Here is a 23,403-nt window from a genome sequence, read left to right as displayed (position 1 = left end):
TGCTCCCGATCCGGTCAGCGCGCCGACACGGGCCGCACGGCCGCCGCGGCGCGCTTCGCGCGTTCGCGGGCTTCGTCGACGGTCGCGCCGGTCGCGAGGGCGACGCCCATGCGCCGCTTCACGAAGCTTTCCGGTTTGCCGAACAGGCGCAGGTCGGCGCCCGGCACGGCCAGCGCGTCGCGCACGCCCTCGAACGCGATGCCGCGCTCGTCGAGCCCGCCGTAAATCACCGCCGACGCGGCCGGCGAGCCGAGCGTCGGATCGACCGGCAGCCCGAGAATCGCGCGCGCGTGCAGTTCGAACTCCGACTGACGCTGCGACGCGAGCGTCACGAGACCGGTGTCGTGCGGCCGCGGGCTCACCTCGGAGAACCAGACTTCGTCCCCGCGCACGAACAGCTCGACGCCGAACAGCCCGCGTCCGCCGAGCGCCTCGGTCACCTTGTGCGCGATCTCGCGCGACTTCTCCAGCGCGACGGCGCTCATCGGCTGCGGCTGCCACGATTCGACGTAATCGCCCGCCACCTGCACGTGCCCGACCGGCTCGCAGAAGTAGGTGCGCGTCTCGAGCGTCGCCGGATCGATCGCGCGCACGGTCAGCTGCGTGATCTCGTAGTCGAAATCGATGAAGCCCTCGACAATCACGCGGCCGTGGTTCACGCGGCCGCCCGCCATCGCGTAATCCCAGGCGGGTTTCACGTCTGCCTCGGTCCGCACGACCGACTGCCCCTTGCCCGACGACGACATCACCGGCTTCACGACGCACGGCATGCCGATCTTCGCGACGGCCGCGCTGAACGCGTCGAACGACTCGGCAAACGCATACGGCGAAGTCGCCAGGCCGAGCTCCTCGGCCGCGAGGCGGCGGATGCCTTCGCGATTCATCGTGAGCTGCGTCGCGCGCGCGGTCGGGATCACCTCGGCCAGGCCGGCCGCCTCGATCGCCGCGAGGGCATCGGTCGCGATCGCCTCGATCTCCGGCACGATCAGGTGCGGGCGCTCTGCCTCGACGACCGCGCGCAGCGCGGCGGCGTCGGTCATGTCGATCACGTGCGCGCGATGCGCGACCTGGTGGCCCGGCGCGTCCGGATAGCGGTCGACCGCGACGACTTCGACGCCGAGACGCTGCAACGCGATGATGACTTCCTTGCCGAGTTCGCCCGCGCCGAGCAGCATGACGCGCGTGGCCGAGGGTGAAAGCGGCGTACCGAGCCGCTGACCGATCTGCATGTGATTTCCCGCTGGTTCTGTTGGAGGACGAAAACGGCTCCGATGTTAACACGCGCACCCGTGCCGGTCCGGGCGGTTTCGTCGCGTCGCGCGTCGCCGCGTGAAGCCCGCCGGCGGCCTGCGAACGTTTTCACGCGCGAAGTGTCGGCTCGCCTCGCGCGGGGCGGGTGCGTTACTCTTACGCCTTGATCAGAATCCGATGAGGAACGAGGCTCATGTCCCACCTGTCCGCCGCCGCACGCGCACGCACCGGCCTGCTTCGCCCGCTGCGCGCGCCGCTCTGCGCGTTGACGCTTGCCACGCTTCTCGCCGCCTGCGCGATGCCGACCCACCCCGATTCCGCCGCCCCCGCACCCGACCCGTACAACCCCGCCGCCGTCCAGCTGCTCGACGACACGAGCTGGGAGCTCACGAGCTGGGTGAACGCCGACGGCACGCCGCGCACGATTCCGCACGGCGACAACGGCGAGCCGATCAAGCTCGCGCTGTCCACCGAATCGGGCGTCCGGCGCGCCAGCGGCTTTTCCGGCTGCAACCGCTACATGGGCACCTACGCGCTCAAGAACGGTCTGCTGAGCTTCGGGCCGCTGGCCGGCACGCGCATGGCATGCCCGAACGCACTCGGCGGCCAGCTCGAACACGCGTACCTCGATGCGCTCGCGCACATCGAGAAGACCGGCGTGCAGATGCGCGAGCCGCAGCAATTGCAGATCGTGACCGAAGCCGGCGCGACGCTGACCTTCACGCGCCGGAGCCCCTGATGCAGCGCGCGGGCGAAGGCCGACCGGCCGCCTTCGCCACGCGCGAATCCCGGACGCACGCGTCCCGCGGCCTGGAAGCGCGTCGACGCCTTCATGCCGCCTTAGAGTCCTGTTCGCCGGCCGGTTAAACTCGGCGGGTCGCGCACCGCGCTCCCCGCCCTCTTCCTGTTTCATCAAAGCATGCACACGGTTGTCTTCGGCTGGTTCGGCATCTCCGCCGTCTGGTTCCTCCTTCTCATCTGGCGTCTCGTTCAGGCGATGCTGCCCGGCGGCGGCGGACTCGCCGGCCGCGGCTCGATTCGCCTGTGGCTCGGCTTCGCAGCCGTGTTCGTCGCGAGCTGCGCGCTGACGAGCCCGCTGTCGGGCCCCGACACGAATGCGCTCGGCCACGCGCTCTCGAACGGCTTCGCGCATGTGCTCGGCCCGATCGGTACGCCGGTCGCGATGGTCGTGCTGTTCTTCGCCGGCCTGCCGTGGCTGACCGGCATCGGCTGGCGGCAGTTCGCCGCGTGGGTCGACACGTCGTTCGGCGTCAAACTCGCGCGCGACGTCGACGACGACGACGTGCGCGGCGTCGCCGACCTGCCGCGCAGCGCGCTGCATCGCGACGACGACATCGTGCAGCCGACCACCGCACACACCGTCAACTCGATGGCGCCGCGGCAGAACGGCCGCTATTCGCGCCCGACGTTGTGGAAACCCGATCCGCAGGCCCGGCCGAAGCCGCGCGGCAACGCAGCGCCGCGTCCGCTCGCGGAGCCCGTCGCGCCGTCGGGCTGGCTGAAGCCGACGTCGGCCCATCGCATGCCCCCGCCACCCGCAGCGGGCACGACGAGCGCCATGCCGCCGCCGACGACCGGCAGCACCGCCAGCCTCGCGCGAGCCGCAGCGAATGCACAGGTGCCGCGCCCGAATCCGGCCCCGCTTCCGGCCGGGTTCGAGCCCGTTCGGCCGCAACCGACCACCGCGCGCCCGGCCGCAGCCGCAATGAAGCAGCCGGCCGCGCCGCGCGCCGCGGTCACGCCGCGGCCGGCCGGCGTGACGCCGCCGCGTACGCCCGCGCGCCCAGTAGCGGGCGCCGCCGGCCAGTCGCCGGATGCCGCACGGCGCCGCCCCGCGCCGCCGGTCCCCGCGCGCGCGCCGCTCTACGCATGGGTGCAGCAGCCCGCGGAGCCGATCACGCCGGCGCCGAGCGTTCACGACACGCTGCGCTCGATCGAGGCCAGCACCGCGCAATGGGCGACGCTCGACGACGTGCGGGCGCCCGGTGCGGCGCCGGCGACGGCCGCCGCGGTTGCGGCGGCAGCGAGCGGCGCGGCGTCGGCATCGGCATCGGCATCGGCATCGACGGCCGTACCCGCCGGGGTCGTTGCGGGCGCGCTTCAGGCCGCGCCCCAAGACGCAGGCCTTCCGGACATGCACGAAGCCACGCCGGCATACGACGACGCACCGATCGTGCTGGATGCATTCATGCCGGCCGAGCCGAGCACGCGCATGCCCGTTGTCGATGTTGGCACGAGCATTCCGGCCGTCGGCGAAACTGCACGGCATGCCACACCGGATCGCGGCGTCGAGACCGATGCACCGACGCGTCATGCGGAAGGCGAGCATCGGCATGACGCCAATGCTCCCGCCGCGCCGGCATTCGATTCGCCGATCGACTTCGCACCGTGGGAAGACATCGTCAGCCCGCCGGTTTCCAGACTCGACGCATCGCGTGAAAGCCCGATTGCCGCGCCGCTGTCCGATGCGGATGAGTCGGGCGCGACGAGCGAGGCTGTCGGTTCGCATGCGGCCACCGTCACGTCGATGGCAAGCGGCATGGGCCGCATCGCCGACGCGAAGGACGCGGCAACGGCCGCAGGGACGGTCGGTCAGGTCCAGTCGCGATCCACGCCGCCGGCCGATACCACCGTATCGGTCGATACGAAACTGGACACGCACTCGATTCAGGACGTCGTGAAGCCTGTCCAGCAGGTCGCGCCGACCACTCCCCTCCCCGCTTCGTCGATCGCGGCAACGCCGACGTGGCCGCTTGCCGATGCCATGCCCGTTGCGGCAGCGACGCCGGCGGACTCGGACACGTCGATCACCGCACCAGCCGGCGCCGTGACGGGAACGGCCTGGCATGCAGCAGCAAAGCACGCTGGAGAAACCGCACCGTCGCCTGCCGGCACGCAATCCGCCATGCCACCCGCATCGGCGGCGTCGATCTCCGCGATGGCGGAACCTGCGTCTGCGTCGTGGTCGAAGCCGTTGTCCGCGGAACCCTCCTCTGCTGCGCAGACGATTCCGGCGACTTCCGCGTCGTCGCGCGTCGAGACCACGCCGGGCTCTGCTGCCCTGGCACCCGCGCCGACGAACACGTCGAACAGCACGCCGGCCGCCGCGACGCATTCGTTCTCCGGCATGACGGGCACGACCTCCTGGTCGCCGTCACAACCCTCCGCATCGGCGGCGCCCGTTGTATCGGCCGAGCCGTCCGCGACGATGGGCGCCACGGGGGCCGCACACGGTTCCAGCGGTCACGTGCCGGCTGCGGCATCGGCCACGGTCACGCCGACGCCCGCACCGACGGCACCCGCCCACACGCCTTCGACCGGTGCCGCCGTCCTGCCCGCCGCGCAGCCGTCCGCAACCGTGGCGGCGTCTGCCCCGACGCCCGCAACGAGTGCTTCCGGTCCGGCCACATTGCAGCCGGCCGAGACCGCACCCGCATCGACCGGCACGTCCTTCAGCGCAACCGGATCGCATTCGGCGCAAAGCACGCAGGTGTCGCCTGACGTCGCGTCTGGCGCCCCGTCCGGCAGCGCATTTACCGCAACGTCGACCGCATCGGCGACGCCTTCGGCAACACCGGCGAACCGCACGCCTGACGCTTGGTCGACCGGCACGCAGGCCACGCCGCCCGGAGCAGCGCAGGCGGCACCCGGCATCGCGCCTGCCGCCGCCGCTGCGGTCACCCCGGCACCGTCTTCTGGCACGCTCGCCCCGACGAGCACGATCGTTGCCGCTGCACCCGCCGCGTTCGGCGGCGTGCCTGCAGCGACGGGTGGCGCGCCGGCCTCCTTCGCCACGACCGCCCCCGCGACGGCATCGGCCGCACCCACGACTTCCGCGACCGCGTCTGTGTCGGCAATGCCGACCTTCTCCACACCGGGCGGAACCATCGACACGGCGACACCGGCACAACCCGTCGCGTCCGCACCGGCGCCGCAGGCCCAGTCGTTCACCGCTCCGCCGGCCCCCGCTGCTGCATCGGCGAGCTGGTCCATGCCCGGCACGAGCGCAATGCCCGCGGCCACCGGCATCGCCATCCCGGCCGTCACGACTGCACCGCCGCCGGACACGACGCTATCCGAGCCCCCCGTGCCGCCGGCACCGGCGGAATCGAGCGCCCCGCCCCCGGACGCATCGGCCGAACCCGCGCGCCAGCCGCGCCCGAACGCGTTCGAATTCCACGCACCCGCGTCGTTCAACGTCGAACTGCCGACGCTCGACCTGCTCGAGCCCGCCTCCGACGATATCGAAACGATCACCGAGGAACACCTCGCGCAGACCGCCCAGGTCATCGAGCAGCGCCTGCAGGAGTTCAAGGTGCCGGTGACCGTGGTCGGCGCATCGGCGGGTCCGGTGATCACGCGCTTCGAGATCGAACCCGCGCTCGGCGTGCGCGGCAGCCAGATCGTCGGCCTGATGAAGGACCTGTCGCGCGGCCTCGGCCTCACGTCGATCCGCGTCGTCGAGACGATTCCCGGCAAGACCTGCATGGGCCTCGAGCTGCCGAACGCGAAACGCCAGATGATCCGCCTGTCGGAAATCCTCGAATCGCGCCAGTACCAGCATTCGGCATCGCAGCTGACGATCGCGATGGGCAAGGACATCACCGGCCACCCGGTCGTCACCGATCTCGCGAAGGCGCCGCACATGCTGGTCGCCGGCACGACGGGTTCGGGCAAGTCGGTCGCGATCAACGCGATGATCCTGTCGCTGCTGTACAAGGCGACGCCCGAGGACGTGCGGCTCATCATGATCGACCCGAAGATGCTCGAGCTGTCGGTCTACGAAGGCATCCCGCACCTGCTGGCGCCGGTCGTCACCGACATGAAGCTCGCGGCGAATGCGCTGAACTGGTGCGTCGGCGAAATGGAGAAGCGCTACCGCCTGATGTCGGCCGTCGGCGTGCGCAACCTCGCGGGCTTCAACCAGAAGATCCGCGACGCGGAGGCGAAGGAAAAGAAGATCGGCAACCCGTTCTCGCTGACGCCCGACGATCCCGAGCCGCTGTCGAAGCTGCCGCTGATCGTCGTCGTGATCGACGAGCTGGCCGACCTGATGATGGTCGCCGGCAAGAAGATCGAGGAGCTGATCGCCCGTCTCGCGCAGAAGGCGCGCGCGGCCGGCATCCACCTGATCCTCGCGACGCAGCGCCCGTCGGTCGACGTGATCACCGGCCTCATCAAGGCGAACATCCCGACGCGCGTCGCGTTCCAGGTGTCGTCGAAGATCGACTCGCGCACGATCCTCGATCAGATGGGCGCCGAATCGCTGCTCGGCCAGGGCGACATGCTGTTCCTGCCGCCGGGCACGGGCTACCCGCAGCGCGTGCACGGCGCGTTCGTCGCGGACGAGGAAGTACACCGGATCGTCGAATACCTGAAGCAGTTCGGCGAGCCGCAGTACGAGGAAGGGATTCTCGATGGCCCGGCCGCCGACGGCGCGACGCAGGACCTGTTCGGCGACGCGCCGGATGCGGAAGCCGATCCGCTGTACGACGAAGCGGTCGCGTTCGTCGTGCGCACGCGGCGCGCGTCGATCTCGTCGGTGCAGCGCCAGTTGCGCATCGGCTACAACCGCGCCGCGCGCCTCGTCGAGCAGATGGAGGCAGCCGGGCTCGTGTCGCCGATGGGCATCAACGGCAGCCGCGAGGTGCTCGTGCCGGCCGCGGCCGACTGAGCACGGCGGCCGCGCGGCCGACGACGACCGATACGGGCGCCCCGCGCAAGCGGCCGCCGAACGAAAAAAAGGGCACTGCCGAGGCAGCGCCCTTTCTCCATTTACTGCGCCACCGGCACCAGCTTGAAATCGACCGGGCTGCCGAGCGCCACCTTCTGCGGATTCGGGCCGAGCTGCCCTGTTTCGACGTCGCGACTGAATACGTAGAACGTGTCGCTGTCCTGGTTGCCGACGATCAGCCACTTGCCGGTCGGATCGATCAGGAATTCGCGCGGCGTCTTGCCGAGGCTCGACTGGCGCCCGACGGTCTTCAGCCGGCCGTCGGCCTTGTTCACCGCGTAGATCACGATTTCGTTCACGTCGCCACGGTTGCTCGCGTACAGGAAGCGGCCGTCCGGCGACAGGTGGATCGCGCCGCCGCCCACCTTGCCCTTGAAGCCCGGCACCGTCATCGGCAGCGACTCGACCGGCGTCAGCTTGCCGTCGTGGTGGCCGAACACTTCGACCGCCGCGTTGAGCTCGCTCGTCACGTACGCGAACCGGCCGTCGGCGCCGAACACCATGTGACGCGGGCCGGAGCCGGCCTTCACCGGCGTGTAGCGCGTGTCGGTCGGGCTGATCAGCCCGCGGCTGCCGTCGACCGTGTAGCGGTAGCCGTAGATCTTGTCCGCGCCGAGGTCCTGCACGAACAGGTAACGGCCGTCGGGCGAGAACACCGTCGAGTGCACGTGCGCGCCGTCCTGGCGCCCCTTCACGGGCCCCGTGCCTTCGTGATGCACCGTCAGCGCGGCCGGGCCGACCGCACCGCCGTCGCGGACCGGGAACACGGCGAAGCTGCCGCCCGGATCGGCCGCGACCGAGTAGTTGGCCGTGACGAGGTACTTGCCGTCCGGCGACAGCGCGAGATAGCAAGGATCGTTCCCTTCGGACGACACGCGGTCGAGGAACGTGAGCGCACCCGTCTTCGGATCGAAGCCGAACGCGCTGACGCCGCCGCGCTGCGTCGCCGGGCCGTTGTCGCCGGGCAGTTCGTTGACCGCGTAGACGGTGCGACCGTCGCGGCTCGGCAACAGGTAGGACGGATTCACGGTCTTCGCCGACGACACGGGTGCGACACTGCCCGTTTTCGTATCGAAGCGGTAAACGTAGATCCCGTCGCTGCCGCGCCCCGTATAGGTGCCGACGAGCAGGTTGTAGACGCCGTCGGCCGGTGCCGGCGATTGTTGAGCGAAGGCATGGGTCGCGGACAAGGACAGCACGATCGCGAAACCTTTCATCCAGTGAGCGAGCCTAAGCGGGAACCCTCGTGTCGAAGCGCGTGCGTCACGCTCGCGTAAACGGCTGGGCATTGAATCCTCCTTGCATCGAGTCGCTTCAAGTGTTGAGATAGGACGAAACGCCGGCCGTTCATGCGCTCCGCCGCCCGGCCGAGTATACGGGGCGCGACGCCGGCACGTGAAGCCAGGGCGCCTCCGCCTGCATAGTGAACTCGAATACCCAAGGACCGCTTGCCCATGCCCGCCCTGATCGAAGACTACGCCCTCGTCGGCGACGGCCACACCGCCGCGCTGATCTCGAAAGACGGCTCCGTCGACTGGCTGTGCTGGCCCCGCTTCGATTCGGGCGCCTGTTTCGCGGCGCTGGTCGGCACGCCCGAGCACGGCCGCTGGCTGCTCGCACCGGCCGACGACGCCGCGATCACGCACACGACGCGCCGCTATCGCGGCGACACGCTGATCCTCGAGACCGACTATGAAAGCGCCGACGGCGCCGTCACCGTGATCGACTTCATGCCGCCCGGCAACGGCTGGTCCGAACTGGTGCGGATCGTCGTCGGCCGCCACGGCACGATGAAGATGCGCATGGAACTGGTGTTGCGCTTCGACTACGGTTTCTCGATCCCGTGGGTCACGCAACTGACCCGCGAGGACGGCATGAAGGCGATCGCCGGCCCCGATACCGTCGTGCTGCGCACGCCGGTGCCGCTCACCGGCAAGAACCTCCATACGCTCGCGGAATTCACGGTGAGCGCCGATGAACGCGTGCCGTTTTCGCTCAGCTACGCGGCGTCGCACCTGCGGCTGCCGCCTGCGCGCGATCCGCTGTCGATGCTCGCCCGCACCGAGAACTACTGGCTCGAATGGTCGGGCCGCTGCCAGGTGCAGGGTCGCTACGCGGCCGCCGTGCGCCGCTCGCTGATCACGCTGAAGGCGCTCGCGTACGAGCCAACCGGCGGGATCGTCGCGGCGCCCACCACGTCGCTGCCCGAGAAGATCGGCGGCAACCGCAACTGGGACTACCGCTACTGCTGGCTGCGCGACGCGACGATCACGCTGCTCGCGCTGATGCGCGGCGGCTACTACGACGAGGCGCGCGCCTGGCGCACGTGGCTCGGCCGCGTGATGGCCGGCTCGCCCGAGCAAATCCAGATCATGTACGGGATCGCGGGCGAGCGCCGGCTGCCGGAAATGGAGCTCGACTGGCTGCCCGGCTACCAGGATTCGAAACCGGTGCGCGTCGGCAACGGCGCCGCGAACCAGCTCCAGCTCGACGTGTTCGGCGAAGTGATGGCCGCGCTGCACCTCGCGCGCGTGGGCGGCCTGCAGGCCGACGACACGGTGTGGTCCGTCCAGTGTTCGCTGCTCGATCATCTCGAGAAGATCTGGCAGGAACCCGACGAGGGGATCTGGGAAACGCGCGGCGGCCGCCGCCATTTCACGTTCTCGAAGGTGATGGCGTGGGTCGCGTTCGACCGCGCGATCAAGTCGGCGGAAATGTTCCGGCTGCCCGCGTCGCTCGACCGCTGGCGCGCGCTGCGCGACCGGATCCACGCCGACGTCTGCGACAACGCATGGCATGAAGGCAAACGGGCGTTTGCGCAGAGCTACGGCAGCGACGAGCTCGACGCGAGCGTGCTGCTGATGCCGCTCCTCGGCTTCCTGCCGCCGGAAGACCCGCGCATCGTCGGCACGGTCGACGCGATCGAGCGGGAATTGCTGCACGACGGCCTCGTGATGCGCTACCGAACGACGGAGTACGACGACGGCCTGCCGCCCGGCGAAGGCACGTTTCTCGCGTGCAGTTTCTGGCTGGTCGACAACTACGCGCTGCTCGGCCGGATCGACGACGCGCACCGGCTCTTCAGCCGGCTGCTCGCGCTGTCCAACGACCTCGGGCTGCTCGCCGAGGAATACGACCCGGTCGAGGGCCGGCTCGTCGGCAACTTCCCGCAGGCGTTCTCGCACGTGGCGCTGGTGCATACTGCAATGAACCTGATGCACCACGAGGACGCCATGGCGCGCGCGGCCGGCCAGCCGGCGCCGGCCGTGGCGACCGGGCGCTGACCGGGGCCGGAGCGGCTTCTTCAGAGATCGTCAATTCACAAAAGTTTGATGAAAAATCGGGGAAATGTTGCATTGCAACACCCATCGTTGTCCGATATGATCGATTCGATTGTCCGGCCGCACTGCACCATGGCCGGTCGCTGACCCACACGGCACGCCGCGACGCCCCACGCCGCCCTTGCGCACCGTCCCCCACGCGGGAGTAGTCTGCATGCTTTACCAACTGCACGAATTCCAGCGGGCGATGTTGAGCCCGCTCACGGCCTGGGCCCAGGCCGCATCCAAGTCGTTCGCCAACCCGTCCAGCCCGTTCTCGCTGATGCCCGGCGCGACGCGGATGGCCGCCGCGTACGAGCTGATGTACCGGCTCGGCAAGGATTACGAGAAGCCCGAATTCAACATTCATCAGATCGTCAAGGACGGCCACAACATCCCGATCGTCGAGCAGACGATCGTCGAGAAGCCGTTCTGCCGGCTGCTGCGCTTCAAACGCTATTCGGACGACGCCGATGCCGTCACGCAGTTGAAGGACGAGCCGGTCGTGCTGGTCTGCGCGCCGCTGTCGGGCCACCACTCGACGCTGCTGCGCGACACCGTGCGCACGCTGCTGCAGGATCACAAGGTGTACATCACCGACTGGATCGACGCGCGGATGGTGCCGGTCGAGGTCGGCCCGTTCCACCTGCACGACTACATCGCGTACATCCAGGAATTCATCCGCCACATCGGCGCGCGCAACCTGCACGTGATTTCCGTGTGCCAGCCGACCGTGCCGGTGCTCGCGGCGATCTCGCTGATGGCGAGCCGCGGCGAGGACACGCCGCTCACGATGACGATGATGGGCGGCCCGATCGACGCGCGCCGCAGCCCGACGTCGGTGAACTCGCTCGCGACGCAGCACTCGACCGCGTGGTTCGAGAACAACGTGATCCACACGGTGCCCGCGAACTATCCGGGCGAAGGCCGCCACGTGTATCCGGGCTTCCTGCAGCACACGGGCTTCGTCGCGATGAATCCGGAACGTCACGCGCAATCGCACTGGGACTTCTACCAGAGCCTGCTGCGCGGCGACGAGGACGACGCCGAGGCGCACCGCCGCTTCTACGACGAGTACAACGCGGTGCTCGACATGGCCGCCGAGTACTATCTCGAGACGATCCGCGTCGTGTTCCAGGAATTCCGGCTCGCGGAAGGCACCTGGGATGTCGAAGGCGAGCGCGTGCGTCCGCAGGACATCAAGCACACCGCGCTGATGACGATCGAAGGCGAACTCGACGACATCTCGGGCAGCGGCCAGACGCACGTCGCGCACGAGCTGTGCACGGGCATCCCGCAGGACGATCGCCGCAGCCTGACCGCCGAGAAATGCGGTCACTACGGGATCTTCTCGGGCCGCCGCTGGCGCACGATCATCTACCCGCAGCTGCGCGATTTCATCCGCGAGCATGCGCCGGAACCGAAGAACGGCGCGACCAAGGCGCCCGCCGAAGCACCGGCCGCGACGACGCTCGCCGCCGTGCAGGCCGTCAAGCCGCAGCCCGAAGCGACGGCGCGAGCGACTGCCGCGAAGCGCGCGCGCGCGAAGGCGCCGGCCGTGACGGTTGCGCCCGCCAAGACGGCAACCGCGAAGGCCGCACCGGCCGCGAAACGCGCGGGCGCCACGCGCGCCAAAACCGTTCGCGCGCGCAAGGCCGCCTGACCCACCGCGTTCCGACGCAAAAACGCCGCCGTTGCTTGCGCACGGCGGCGTTTTTTTATCCGGCGGCCACGGGCGGGCCGCTCATCGGCGCAACAGATACGCGAGCAGCACCTCGGTGTTCATCCTGACCATCTCCGCGCGCTCGTCGGCTTGGCTGAAGTCGCGGCCGAGTGTCGCGGCGAGCGTGAAACGGTTCGACACGATGTAGTAGCCGAGCCCCGACAGCGTCACGTAGAAGCGCAGCGGATCGACGTCGCTGCGGAACAGCCCGGCCTTCTGGCCGCGCATCAGCACGTTGCCGAGCTTCGCGACGATCGGCGACATCATCTCGCGGATTCGCGTCGACTTGTGCAGGTAGCGCGCTTCGTGCAGGTTCTCGTTGTTGATGAGCCGCAGCAGCTCCGGATGATCGCGGTAGTAATCCCACACGAAGTGCGCGAGCCGCGTGACGGCCTCGACGGGCGCGACGCCGTCGAGATCGAGCACGCGCTCGGCCTCGGTCAGCGCGGAGAACGCATGTTCGAGCACGGCCGTAAACAGCTGCTCCTTGCTGCCGAAATAGTAATAGAGCATGCGCTCGTTGGTTTCGGCCCGGCGCGCGATCTGGTCGACGCGCGCGCCGAACAGCCCTCCACTCGCGAACTCTTCGGCTGCCGCCATCAGGATGCGGCGGCGGGTACCTTCAGGATCTCTTTTGATTTTTGGCTGATTCATGGTGGCGTTTTGCTATGTGAGCCGCGTGATCCGGACCGGCACCCCCACCGCCTCGGCGCCGGCTGCCCTGGAACGAGCGCGCCGCGTGCGGCCGCCCTCCTGCTGAGCCCCTGCAAAAAAGCGGTTCGATTATGCGCACAGACAGCGTCCAGCGCAATGCGGGAAATCGGCGATAATCGAGGTTTGGCAAACCTTTCCGGCCGCGCCAGACGCGGCCGAGAGCCATTCGGCGCTGCTGCGCCCGTTGTCACCGTGACCGATTCCAAGACCCTCGCGGATCGCATCGAAGATCTGCTTCCCCAGACGCAATGCACGAAGTGCGGCTATGACGGCTGCCGTCCGTACGCCGACGCGATCGCCGCCGGCGACGCGAACTACAACCAGTGCCCGCCCGGCGGCGCCGAAGGCATCGCGCGCCTCGCGCGCCTGCTCGGCAAGCCGGTGATCCCGCTGAACCCCGTCAACGGCACCGAGCATCCGCGCGCCGTCGCGTTCATCGACGAAAGCCTGTGCATCGGCTGCACGCTGTGCATGCAGGCATGCCCGGTCGACGCGATCATCGGCGCACCGAAACAGATGCACACGATCGTCGAATCGCTGTGCACGGGCTGCGACCTGTGCGTGCCGCCTTGCCCGGTCGACTGCATCGCGATGGTCCCCGTGACCGACGAGCGCACGGGCTGGGACGCGTGGTCGCAGGAACAGGCGGACGCCGCGCGCGAACGCCACGACCGCCGGCTCGCCCGCCAGCGCCGCGAACGCGAGGCCGCCGAAGCGCGCGCCGCCGCCCGCCGCGCGGCCAGTGCCGGTGCGGCCAAGGCGGCGCCGGCCGCGGCGCCGGCTGGCACACCGGGCGCCGCCCCGGCCGACGACGCCGACGCGAAGAAACGCGCGATCATCGCCGCCGCGCTCGAACGCGCCCGCAAGAAGAAGGAAGAACTGTCCGAACAAGGCGCCGCGCCGAAGAACACCGAAGGCGTGAGCGCGGCCGTGCAGGCGCAGATCGACGCGGCCGAAGCCCGCCGCAAGCGGCTCGCCGAACAGCAGGCGCAGCGCGACGCCGAGGCTGCGGCTGCCCGCGACGACCGCGACGTTCCGAACAACGACGACCAAAGCGACCCGGCCGCGCCGCCCGACAAGAACCGTCCATGAACGCCACCAAACGACGCGCGATCTACGAAACGCTGCAGAGCCTCAATCCGCATCCGACCACCGAGCTCGAATACACGACGCCGTTCGAGTTGCTGATCGCGGTGATGCTGTCCGCGCAGGCGACCGACGTGTCGGTCAACAAAGCGATGCGCAAGATGTTCCCGGTCGCGAACACCCCGCGACAAATCGTCGCGCTCGGTGAAGAAGGCGTCGCCGACTACATCAAGACGATCGGCCTGTACCGCACCAAGGCGAAGAACGTGATCGCGGCGTGCAACATCCTGCTCGAGCGCTACGACGGCGAGGTGCCGGCCGATCGCGAAGCGCTCGAGAGCCTGCCGGGCGTCGGTCGCAAGACCGCGAACGTCGTGCTGAACACCGCGTTCGGGCAGCCGACGATCGCGGTCGACACGCATATCTTCCGCGTCGCGAACCGCACGGGGCTCGCGCCGGGCAAGGACGTACGGGCCGTCGAGGCCGCGCTCGAGAAGTTCACGCCGAAGGAATTCCTGCAGGACGCGCATCACTGGCTGATCCTGCACGGTCGCTACGTGTGCAAGGCCCGCAAGCCCGAATGCTGGCACTGCGCGATCGAGCCGCTGTGCGAATTCCGGCCGAAGACACCACCGCCGAACGAGTGAGCGCCGGCCGCGGCCGACGCGCCTCACGCGGCCGGCCTGGCCGTGCGCGGCGCGCGGCGCGACCCGCAAGCGCCGGTGCGGCGCCCACGACTTTCCCCGTTTCCGCTGCTTATGCGTTGGACGTCGCCGTCGCGTCGTCGGCCGCCGCGCCGCCCGCGCGCACGAGCGCCAGCACGGCCGCGAGGATCGCGACGCCGCCGGCCCACTGCAACGGCGACAGCGCCTCGCCGAACAGCAGCGCCGCGAGCGCGACCGTCACGACCGGCTCGAGCGTCGACAGCATCGACGTGCGCGCAGCCCCCAGCCGCTCGAGCCCGGCGAAGAACGCGAGCATCGCGGCGACCGTCGACACCAGCGCGATCGCGAGCATCGACGCCCAGCCGGCGGCCGTCGCCGGCCAGCGCGGCGGCGCGCCGAACGCCGCGATACGCACGATCGCGATCGCGACGAGCGTCGCGGTCGCTGACAGGCAGATGATCGCGGTGGTCGCGAGCGGATCGACGCCGCGCGTCGCCTTCGTGCCGCCGACGATGTACAGCGAATAGATCACTGCGGCGGCCAGCGCGAGTGCGATGCCGAGCGGCTCGCCGTGGCCGCCGCCGACCATCAGCGCGGAGCCCGCGACACAGAGCACGAGCGCGACCGCCTTCGCGCGCGTGAGGCGCTCGCCGAGCCACCACGCGGCCAACAGCGTGACGAAGGCCGGATACAGGTACAGCAGCAGCGCGACGAGGCTCGCCTGCGCATGCTGGAGCGCGCTGAAATAGCAAAACGACTGCCCGACGTAGCCAAGTGCACCCATCGCCACGAGCGGCGCGAGCGCGCGGCCGCGCGGCCATGCGACGCGGCGGTGCCGGGCGATCGCGGCCAGGACCGCGCCGCCGATCGCGAAGCGCACGATCAGCAGCCCGAGCACGTCGACGCCGGCCGCATACGCATAGCGGCCGAAGATCGCCATCGCGCCGAATGCGGCGGCGGACAGCGCGACGTAGAGCGCGCCCTGCAGCGCGGCGGACGATGAGCGGGCGGTGGCGGACATGATGTAAGTGGGCAAGTGCGACGACGGGAATCGTCGGAGTGTAGCGGCCCGCTGGCCGGCAGCCTAGCCCTCGCTTACCTGTTGCGCCGCGCCGCAGCCCGCGCCGGCCGACGCGGATCGACGTCGCCGCGCCACGCCACGGTGCGCCCGCTGCCCGCCGCCAGCGCCGTGCGCCGACCCGGCGTACAATGCGCGACGCGGCATGACGCCGCCCGAATCACGACGCGTCCCCACCATGTTCAATCCGAGTCGCGACGAAGTCCGTCGCTTTTTCACCGAGACCTGGCGCAAGCAGCGCGCCGGCGAGATCCTGACGCCGCTGGAAGCGATGGCGGCCGACTGGATCGTCGAGCATCCCGAATACCACGACGACCTCGCGGACGCCGACAGCGCCGCCGCGCGCAACTACACGCCCGAGGAAGGCCGCACGAACCCGTTCCTGCACCTGTCGATGCACCTCGCGATCAGCGAGCAATTGTCGATCGATCAGCCGCCCGGCATCCGCGCCGCGCACGACAAGCTGGCCGCGAAGCTCGATTCGACCCACGAGGCGCAGCACATGATCATGGAATGCCTCGGCGAGACGATCTGGGAAGCGCAGCGCACCGGCACGCCGCCCGATACCGACGCGTATCTGCAGCGCATCCTGCGCCGCGCGTCGCGCGACTGAGCGCCGCGGACAAAAAAATACCCCGCCGCGGCGGGGTATGCTGGCTGCACGGACCGGCAAGGTCCGGCGCGCTTACTTCTTGAAGACGAGATCGGTCTCTTTCAGCGACTCGATGTAGGCCGCGATGTCCTTCATGTCGCTGACCGACAGGTTCTGCACCTGCGCCTGCATGATCGCGTTGTTGCGACCGAGCAGCGGGTTCGTCAGCCCCATCTGGTACTGGCGCATCGCCCACACGAGGTAGTCGGCGTGCTGGCCCGCGAGGCGCGGATACTCCGCGTTGATCGGCTTGTTCAGCTGCGCGCCGTGGCAGGCCGCGCAGTTGTGCGACTCGACCAGCTCCTTGCCCTTCGTGGTGTCCGCCGCATGCGCGGTACCGATCGCGAGGCCGGCCGCCAGTGCAACCGCCGCCGTCTTGAATGCGTTGTTCATGAATGCTCCTGTCCCGCCGGTCAGATCGGCGGCGCGCGCTTTACTTGTAGGGATTGTCCTTCGTGTCGGCCTTCTGGGCGGCGTAGTAGGCCGCCAGATCCGCGATGTCCTGGTCCGTCAGCGAACCGGCGATCGCGTTCATCGACGGGAAGTGACGATCCTTCTTGCGGTAGGCCTTCAGCGCGTTCTCGAGGTATTGCTGGTTCTGGCCGCCGAGGACCGGCACCCGGTAGACCTCCGGGTACGCCGCGCGGTAATCCTGGATGCCGTGGCAACCGATGCACATGGCGGCCTTGCTCGCCCCGTCCTTCGGGTTGCCGACCACACCGGCCGCCTGCGCGCTGCCCGCGAGCGCCACGAGCGCTGCGACAACGACGTGTTTGCCGACGAATTTGTTCATAGCTCTTGTAACCTAGCTTGAGGGGAAACTGGCGCCGAAGCGGCAACGGCCCGCGCCGTTTTGCTTGTCGGTCGCCACGCAGGCCAAAAAAAACGGCCAGATTGTACCGCGTCGGCGGGGAATGCGTCCATACGGCGCCCCGGCCCGCCCCGCCGCAGCCCCGCAACGATACGCGGCCCCGGGCCAACCGGACAGCCCTTCTGACTTATACTGGGTTTTTTTGCGACCAGGAAAGAGCGCCGCCATGCGTTTCGAAGGATCCTCGCACTACGTCGCCACCGACGACCTGAAGCTCGCGGTCAACGCCGCGCTGACGCTGCAACGGCCGCTGCTGATCAAGGGCGAGCCAGGCACCGGCAAGACCATGCTCGCCGAGGAAGTGGCGGCCGCGCTCGACATGCCGCTGTTGCAGTGGCACATCAAGTCGACGACGAAGGCGCAGCAGGGCCTGTACGAATACGACGCGGTATCGCGGCTGCGCGACTCGCAGCTCGGCGACGAGCGCGTGAAGGACATCTCGAACTACATCGTGAAGGGCGTGCTGTGGCAGGCGTTCGACGCCGAGCAGCCGAGCGTGCTGCTGATCGACGAGATCGACAAGGCCGACATCGAATTCCCGAACGACCTGCTGCGCGAGCTCGACCGGATGGAATTTCACGTGTACGAGACGCGCGAGACGGTACGCGCGAAGCACCGCCCGCTCGTGATCATCACGTCGAACAACGAGAAGGAACTGCCCGACGCGTTCCTGCGCCGCTGCTTCTTCCACTACATCCAGTTTCCCGATCCGTCGACGATGCAGCAGATCGTCGCGGTCCACTTCCCGCACATCCGCGAGGAGCTGCTGCGCGCGGCGCTCGAGAGCTTCTTCGAGTTGCGCGCCGTGTCGGGGCTGAAGAAGAAGCCGTCGACGTCCGAACTGCTCGACTGGCTGAAGCTGCTGCTCGCCGAGAACATCCCGGCCGACGCGCTGCGCGGCGCCGACGCGAAGCAGATCGTGCCGCCGCTCGCGGGCGCGCTGCTGAAGAACGAGCAGGATCTGAGCCTGCTCGAGCGGCTCGTCTACATGAACCGGCACAACCGGTAACCCACCCGCGAAGGCCCGGCCATGCTGCTCAATTTCTTCTACGCGCTGCGCGCAGCCAAGCTGCCCGTCTCGGTGAAGGAATACCTGACGCTGCTCGAATCGCTGAAGGCCGGGCTGATCTCGCCGTCGATCGACGCGTTCTACTTCCTCGCACGAATGACGCTCGTCAAGGACGAGCAGTACTTCGACAAGTTCGACCAGGCGTTCGGCGCGTATTTCCATGGCGTGTCCGCGTTGCCGTCCGAAGCGTTCGACATTCCGCTCGACTGGCTCGAGAAGCGTCTCGAGCGCGAGCTGTCGCCGGAGGAAAAGGCGCAGATCGAAGCGATGGGCGGCCTCGACAAGCTGATGGAGCGCCTGAAGGAACTGCTCGACGAGCAGAAGGAACGCCACGAAGGCGGCAACAAGTGGATCGGCACCGGCGGCACGTCGCCGTTCGGGCACGGCGGCTACAACCCCGAAGGCGTGCGCATCGGCGGCCCGTCGAACGGCAACCGCACCGCGGTCAAGGTGTGGGAGGCGCGCGCCTACCGAGACTACGACGATTCGGTCGAGATCGGCACGCGCAACATCAAGGTCGCGTTGCGGCGCCTGCGCCGCTTCGCGCGCGAAGGCGCGGCCGAGGAACTCGACCTGCCCGGCACGATCCGCAGCACGGCCGCGAACGCCGGCTGGCTCGACTTGCGGATGGTGCCCGAGCGCCACAACAACGTGAAGGTGCTGATGCTGCTCGACGTCGGCGGCTCGATGGACGATCACATCAAGCGCACCGAAGAGCTGTTCTCGGCCGCGAAGGCCGAATTCAAGCACCTGGAGTTCTACTACTTCCACAACTGCGTGTACGACCACCTGTGGAAGAACAACCGCCGCCGCCACTCGGAGCGCACCGCGACGTGGGACGTGCTGCACAAGTTCACGCCCGATTACAAGCTGATCTTCGTCGGCGACGCGACGATGAGCCCGTACGAGGTGCTGCAGTCCGGCGGCTCGGTCGAATACAACAACCCGGAGGCCGGCGCCGTCTGGCTGCGCCGCCTCGCGGACCAGTTCCCCCACCATGCCTGGCTGAACCCCGAGCCCGAGCGGCTATGGGAGTACCGGCAATCGGTCGCGGTGATCCGCGATCTGCTCGGTCAACGCATGTATCCGCTCACGCTCGCGGGCCTCGAAACCGCGATGCGCGCACTCAGCAAATAACGAACCCGCCCTGTAGACACGAAGGCCGCGTCCAGGCGGCCTCCCCCGGAGATAGCATGAACCCTTCGCCCACCGCGAGCGCTGGCCGCGCCGGCGGCCGCCGCTTTTTCGCCGATACGTCCGTCTCGACGCTCGTCGCCGGCTTCGTCGCGATGATGACGGGCTACACGAGCTCGCTCGTGCTGATGTTCCAGGCCGGCCGCGCCGCGCACCTGACCGACGCGCAGATCTCGTCATGGATCTGGGCGCTGTCGATCGGCATGGCGCTGACGACGATCGGCCTGTCGCTGCGCTTTCGCGCGCCCGTCGTGGTCGCCTGGTCGACGCCCGGCGCCGCGCTGCTGATCGCGTCGCTGCCCGGCGTGCCCTACGCCGAGGCGATCGGCGCGTTCGTCGTGTGCGCGCTGTTGCTGACCGCGATCGGCCTGAGCGGGCTGTTCGACACGCTGATGCGGCGCATTCCGGCCGGCATCGCGGCCGCCTTGCTCGCGGGCATCCTGTTCGAGATCGGCATCGAGATCTTCCGCGCCGCGCAGTTCCAGACCGCGCTCGTGCTCGCGATGTTCTTCACCTACCTGATCGTCAAGCGGCTCGCGCCGCGCTACGCGATCGTCACGACGCTGATCGTCGGCACCGCCGTGGCCGGCGGCCTCGGCCTGCTCGACTTCAGCCGCTTCCACATCGCGCTCGCGCAGCCCGTGTTCACGATGCCCGCGTTCTCGATCGCATCGATCGTCAGCATCGGCATTCCGCTGTTCGTGGTCGCGATGGCGTCGCAGAACGTGCCGGGCATCGCGGTGCTGCGCGCGGACGGCTATTCGACGCCGTCGTCGCCGCTGATCGCGACCACCGGCCTCGCATCGCTGCTGCTCGCGCCGTTCGGCTCGCACGGCGTGAACCTCGCGGCGATCACCGCCGCGATCTGCACGGGCCCCGAAGCGCACGAGGATCACGCGAAGCGCTACACGGCCGCCGTGTGGTGCGGCACGTTCTACCTGATCGCCGGGATCTTCGGCGCAACCATCGCCGCGCTGTTCGCGGCGCTGCCGAAGGCGCTCGTCGTGTCGGTCGCCGCGCTCGCGCTGTTCGGCTCGATCATGAGCGGGCTCGCGAACGCGATGCAGGACGTGAAGCAGCGCGAAGCCGCGCTCGTCACGTTCATGGTCACCGCGTCGGGCCTCACGCTGCTGTCGATCGGCTCGGCGTTCTGGGGGCTCGTCGCGGGGATCGTCACGCAGGTGATCCTGAACGCGCGGCGCCCCGCATAGCGCCGCATGGCGCGGGCCCGCACCGCAAACGGCACGCCGAAACGTGCGCGACGCGATTCGGGCCTAGAATAGTGGACCGGAGGCGGCGCCCGGCGCCGCCTCGCTTCGCTGCCGCGCTCGCGCGGCCCGTGAGAACCCCGGCGCCTTGCGCCCTCCTCCCGAATCGCCATGACTACCGCACTCGACCAGCTGAAGCAGTACACGACCGTCGTCGCCGACACGGGCGATTTCCAGCAGCTTGCGCAATACAAGCCGCAGGACGCGACCACGAACCCATCGCTGATCCTGAAGGCCGTCCAGAAGGACGCATACAAGCCGATCCTCGAGAAAACCGTCCGCGATCACCGCGACGAAAGCACCGATTTCATCATCGACCGCCTGCTGATCGCATTCGGCACCGAGATCCTGAAACTGATCCCGGGCCGCGTGTCGACCGAGGTCGATGCACGCCTGTCGTTCGACACGCAGCGTTCGATCGACAAGGGCCGCGAGCTCATCAAGCTGTACGAAGCCGCCGGCATCGGCCGCGAACGCATCCTGATCAAGCTCGCGTCGACGTGGGAAGGCATTCGCGCGGCCGAGGTGCTGCAGAAGGAAGGGATCAAGTGCAACATGACCCTGCTTTTCTCGCTGGTCCAGGCCGCCGCATGCGCGGAAGCCGGCGCGCAACTGATTTCGCCGTTCGTCGGCCGCATCTACGACTGGTACAAGAAGCAGGCCGGCGCCGACTGGGATGAAGCGAAAAACGGCGGTGCGAACGATCCGGGCGTGCAGTCGGTGCGACGCATCTACACGTACTACAAGACGTTCGGCTACAACACCGAAGTGATGGGCGCGAGCTTCCGCACGACGAGCCAGATCACCGAGCTCGCGGGCTGCGACCTGCTGACGATCAGCCCCGATTTGCTGCAGAAGCTGCAGGACAGCAACGACACGGTGGCACGCAAGCTGTCGCCGGACGCGCTGCTGGACAAGCCGACCGAGCGCGTCGCCATCGACGAGGCATCGTTCCGCTTCCAGTTGAACGACGAAGCGATGGCAACGGAAAAACTGGCCGAGGGCATCCGCGTGTTCGCCGCCGACGCGGTGAAGCTCGAGAAGCTGATCGATGCGCTGCGCTGAACCGCGTTGCGCGTGACGGCTGTCAGTTGAACTGTCAGCAAGCCTGACAACAGCCGTCAGCAAGCGTGGCAAACGGCCGCGAACTGCGTGTTCGCGGCCGTTTTTATTTTTCATTCCATCGTCAAGCGCGCGCACTACAATCCACGTCACGAGTGCGCCGGCCGCATCCCGGCGTGCTCTTCCCGGTCAATCTTGGAAGTACCCGGGCCGGCACCGACACGCCGGGCCGGTCAACAGGAGACAACGATGCAAGTCCAACCGTATCTGACGTTCTACGGCCGCGCGGAAGAGGCCCTTCAGTTCTACGAAAAGGCGCTCGGCGCGAAGACGATGTTCAAGATGCACTTCAAGGACGCGCCGCCGAATCCCGACTACCCGATGTCGCCGGAGATGAGCGACAAGGTGATGCATGCGAGCTTCACGATCGGCGACTCGATGATCATGTGCTCGGACGGCGACTGCAGCCAGCCGGGCGGCACGCATTCGGGTTATTCGCTGTCGCTGAACCCGGCGACGGTCGAGGAAGGTCAGAAGCTGTTCAATGCGCTCGCCGACGGCGGCGAGGTGACGATGCCGTTCGGCAAGACGTTCTGGGCGCTCGGCTTCGGGATGGCGAAGGATCGTTTCGGCGTGCACTGGATGGTGAACGTCGAAGACCTCTCGCAACGCGAGGATCTCGCGAAACGCGCGGGACAGTAACGCACCCGCGCCGCCCGGACCGCCGCGCAAGCGCCGGGATCCGGGCGGCCTCGCTACTTGCGCAGCACTTCCGCCAGCGCCCGCTCCAGCGTGCCGTTCGAATGGCACGCGACGCGCGCGCTCTTCTGCTTGCCGGCCGCGACCACGCTGGCCGTGCCCGCGACGTCGATCGACACGGTCACGCCTTGCGTGGCGTCGTCGATGCGCGTCACGACCTTCAGCATATGCGTCACGTTCGACGTCTGCTTCAGCGCGGAGCAATCCAGGAAATTGCCCGCGTTCGGATAATCGGCATAGGCGGCGGCCAGAAGGCCCGCGTCGCGATCGCTGACGCGCACGGCAAGCTTGTGGTCCGCATAGAACTGCGCGACGGCCGTCCATACTTCGTCGTACTTGCGATTGCCGATCACGATGCCCGATGCATCGTCGGCGCCGTGCGCGCGGTCGGACGTATCCTGCTGCTCCGACGGCGCATCGCGCGCCGCGTACCGCTGTCCAGGACCGTAGACTGAAATGCAACCGGCGAGCATCGCGCACAGCATCGCGGCCGGCAAGATCGTTTTCATCGGACCCACCATCACCGGTAATACATGTTCGCGCAGCCGGCGAGCAGGATCGGGGCGACGAGCACCCACATCAACAGGACTCTCATCGTTGGCCTCACCGGTAGTACGCGTTCACACAACCGGCAAGCGCGGCGCACCACAGGCCGAGCACCAGCAACCCCATCTTCATCATTGCATCCCTCATGTAGTCGAATCGTGTCGAGATCGAATCACCCGGCGTGGGCCGGGCGGGACGCAATATTGACAATCGGCAAGCGCCTCTTCCAATCGGTCATACACCGATTTTCACCGCGGCGCGGTCGTCCTAGAATCGCTTGGAGATCAACGAGAACGGAAGCACGGCCGCACGGGGCGTTCGCGGCGGACCATGCAAAACGCCCGCGATTTGCGTCGCGGGCGCCGTGTCGAAACTGCAACAGCTCGGGTG

19 protein-coding genes are annotated in these 23,403 nt (G+C 68.5%); 12 read left to right on the top strand and 7 right to left on the bottom strand.

Going from position 1 to position 23,403, the window contains the following annotated elements; all coding sequences use genetic code 11:
* Positions 1 to 14: 14 nt before the first annotated feature.
* Entirely contained in the window at positions 15 to 1,229 is a 1,215-nt protein-coding gene (gene purT / locus ACV22V_RS23995; RefSeq protein WP_059527309.1) for a formate-dependent phosphoribosylglycinamide formyltransferase, read from the bottom strand.
* A gap of 215 nt (positions 1,230 to 1,444) precedes the next feature.
* On the opposite strand from purT, the gene ACV22V_RS23990 reads away from it, so the two are divergent.
* Both ACV22V_RS23990 and ACV22V_RS23985 read left to right on the top strand, forming a co-directional pair.
* Entirely contained in the window at positions 1,445 to 1,990 is a 546-nt protein-coding gene (locus tag ACV22V_RS23990) for an META domain-containing protein (protein WP_059527312.1), read from the top strand.
* 180 nt (positions 1,991 to 2,170) lie between these two features.
* Entirely contained in the window at positions 2,171 to 6,946 is a 4,776-nt protein-coding gene (locus tag ACV22V_RS23985) for a DNA translocase FtsK (RefSeq protein WP_448015727.1), read from the top strand.
* A 101-nt stretch (positions 6,947 to 7,047) separates the two neighbouring features.
* Here the strand turns inward: ACV22V_RS23985 and ACV22V_RS23980 are convergent, their stop codons facing one another.
* Positions 7,048 to 8,295 (bottom strand): lactonase family protein, encoded by a 1,248-nt coding sequence (locus tag ACV22V_RS23980; protein WP_448015726.1) that lies wholly within the window; start codon positions 8,293 to 8,295, stop codon positions 7,048 to 7,050.
* Between the two features lie 165 nt (positions 8,296 to 8,460).
* Between ACV22V_RS23980 and ACV22V_RS23975 the strand changes: the two genes are divergently transcribed.
* On the top strand, positions 8,461 to 10,290 hold the full coding sequence (locus ACV22V_RS23975; RefSeq protein WP_059527320.1) for a glycoside hydrolase family 15 protein: 1,830 nt from the start codon (positions 8,461 to 8,463) through the stop codon (positions 10,288 to 10,290).
* Between the two features lie 211 nt (positions 10,291 to 10,501).
* Positions 10,502 to 11,989 (top strand): polyhydroxyalkanoate depolymerase, encoded by a 1,488-nt coding sequence (locus ACV22V_RS23970; protein WP_223960139.1) that lies wholly within the window; start codon positions 10,502 to 10,504, stop codon positions 11,987 to 11,989.
* Between the two features lie 81 nt (positions 11,990 to 12,070).
* On the opposite strand, the gene ACV22V_RS23965 is transcribed toward ACV22V_RS23970, so the two are convergent.
* Positions 12,071 to 12,703, bottom strand: coding sequence for a TetR family transcriptional regulator (locus ACV22V_RS23965; protein WP_059527327.1), 633 nt, complete (start codon positions 12,701 to 12,703; stop codon positions 12,071 to 12,073).
* Positions 12,704 to 12,859: 156 nt separating this feature from the next.
* Between ACV22V_RS23965 and rsxB the strand changes: the two genes are divergently transcribed.
* Both rsxB and nth read left to right on the top strand, forming a co-directional pair.
* The gene (rsxB, locus tag ACV22V_RS23960; protein WP_059820621.1) at positions 12,860 to 13,855 is read left to right on the top strand and encodes an electron transport complex subunit RsxB; all 996 of its coding nucleotides are present in this window, start codon (positions 12,860 to 12,862) and stop codon (positions 13,853 to 13,855) included.
* Positions 13,852 to 14,496: an endonuclease III gene (nth, locus tag ACV22V_RS23955; RefSeq protein WP_006754450.1), complete on the top strand. Its 645-nt coding sequence runs from the start codon at positions 13,852 to 13,854 to the stop codon at positions 14,494 to 14,496. The genes rsxB and nth overlap by 4 nt, the downstream gene beginning before the upstream one ends.
* Positions 14,497 to 14,605: 109 nt before the next feature.
* On the opposite strand, the gene ACV22V_RS23950 is transcribed toward nth, so the two are convergent.
* Complete coding sequence (locus ACV22V_RS23950) at positions 14,606 to 15,535, bottom strand: DMT family transporter (RefSeq protein WP_448015725.1); 930 nt, start codon at positions 15,533 to 15,535, stop codon at positions 14,606 to 14,608.
* Between the two features lie 202 nt (positions 15,536 to 15,737).
* Between ACV22V_RS23950 and ACV22V_RS23945 the strand changes: the two genes are divergently transcribed.
* Entirely contained in the window at positions 15,738 to 16,205 is a 468-nt protein-coding gene (locus ACV22V_RS23945) for a DUF1841 family protein (protein ID WP_373557189.1), read from the top strand.
* Between the two features lie 72 nt (positions 16,206 to 16,277).
* Here ACV22V_RS23945 and ACV22V_RS23940 read toward each other — a convergent pair whose 3' ends face one another.
* Together ACV22V_RS23940 and ACV22V_RS23935 are read right to left on the bottom strand one after the other, a co-directional pair.
* Positions 16,278 to 16,637, bottom strand: coding sequence for a c-type cytochrome (locus ACV22V_RS23940; RefSeq protein WP_011885615.1), 360 nt, complete (start codon positions 16,635 to 16,637; stop codon positions 16,278 to 16,280).
* Positions 16,638 to 16,677: 40 nt separating this feature from the next.
* A complete protein-coding gene (locus tag ACV22V_RS23935) occupies positions 16,678 to 17,037 on the bottom strand; it encodes a c-type cytochrome (protein ID WP_011885616.1) in 360 nt (119 codons plus the stop codon).
* Positions 17,038 to 17,281: 244 nt separating this feature from the next.
* On the opposite strand from ACV22V_RS23935, the gene ACV22V_RS23930 reads away from it, so the two are divergent.
* The 5 genes from ACV22V_RS23930 (at position 17,282) to ACV22V_RS23910 (ending at position 22,410) form a co-directional block, all read left to right on the top strand.
* The gene (locus tag ACV22V_RS23930; protein ID WP_448015724.1) at positions 17,282 to 18,124 is read left to right on the top strand and encodes an AAA family ATPase; all 843 of its coding nucleotides are present in this window, start codon (positions 17,282 to 17,284) and stop codon (positions 18,122 to 18,124) included.
* Positions 18,125 to 18,145: 21 nt separating this feature from the next.
* Positions 18,146 to 19,321: a vWA domain-containing protein gene (locus ACV22V_RS23925; RefSeq protein ID WP_448015723.1), complete on the top strand. Its 1,176-nt coding sequence runs from the start codon at positions 18,146 to 18,148 to the stop codon at positions 19,319 to 19,321.
* A gap of 56 nt (positions 19,322 to 19,377) precedes the next feature.
* On the top strand, positions 19,378 to 20,589 hold the full coding sequence (locus ACV22V_RS23920) for a benzoate/H(+) symporter BenE family transporter (protein WP_059703444.1): 1,212 nt from the start codon (positions 19,378 to 19,380) through the stop codon (positions 20,587 to 20,589).
* A gap of 168 nt (positions 20,590 to 20,757) precedes the next feature.
* The gene (gene tal / locus ACV22V_RS23915; RefSeq protein ID WP_059689424.1) at positions 20,758 to 21,711 is read left to right on the top strand and encodes a transaldolase; all 954 of its coding nucleotides are present in this window, start codon (positions 20,758 to 20,760) and stop codon (positions 21,709 to 21,711) included.
* 246 nt (positions 21,712 to 21,957) lie between these two features.
* Positions 21,958 to 22,410: a VOC family protein gene (locus tag ACV22V_RS23910; protein WP_059527353.1), complete on the top strand. Its 453-nt coding sequence runs from the start codon at positions 21,958 to 21,960 to the stop codon at positions 22,408 to 22,410.
* A 53-nt stretch (positions 22,411 to 22,463) separates the two neighbouring features.
* On the opposite strand, the gene ACV22V_RS23905 is transcribed toward ACV22V_RS23910, so the two are convergent.
* Positions 22,464 to 22,976, bottom strand: a complete 513-nt coding sequence (locus tag ACV22V_RS23905) for a hypothetical protein (protein ID WP_448015722.1) — start codon at positions 22,974 to 22,976, stop codon at positions 22,464 to 22,466.
* Between the last annotated feature and the right edge of the window lie 427 nt (positions 22,977 to 23,403).

Source organism: Burkholderia sp. AW33-5, from assembly GCF_053427615.1.
Note: the sequence above shows the minus strand (reverse complement) of the source record. Positions and strands in the feature narration are given on the sequence as shown.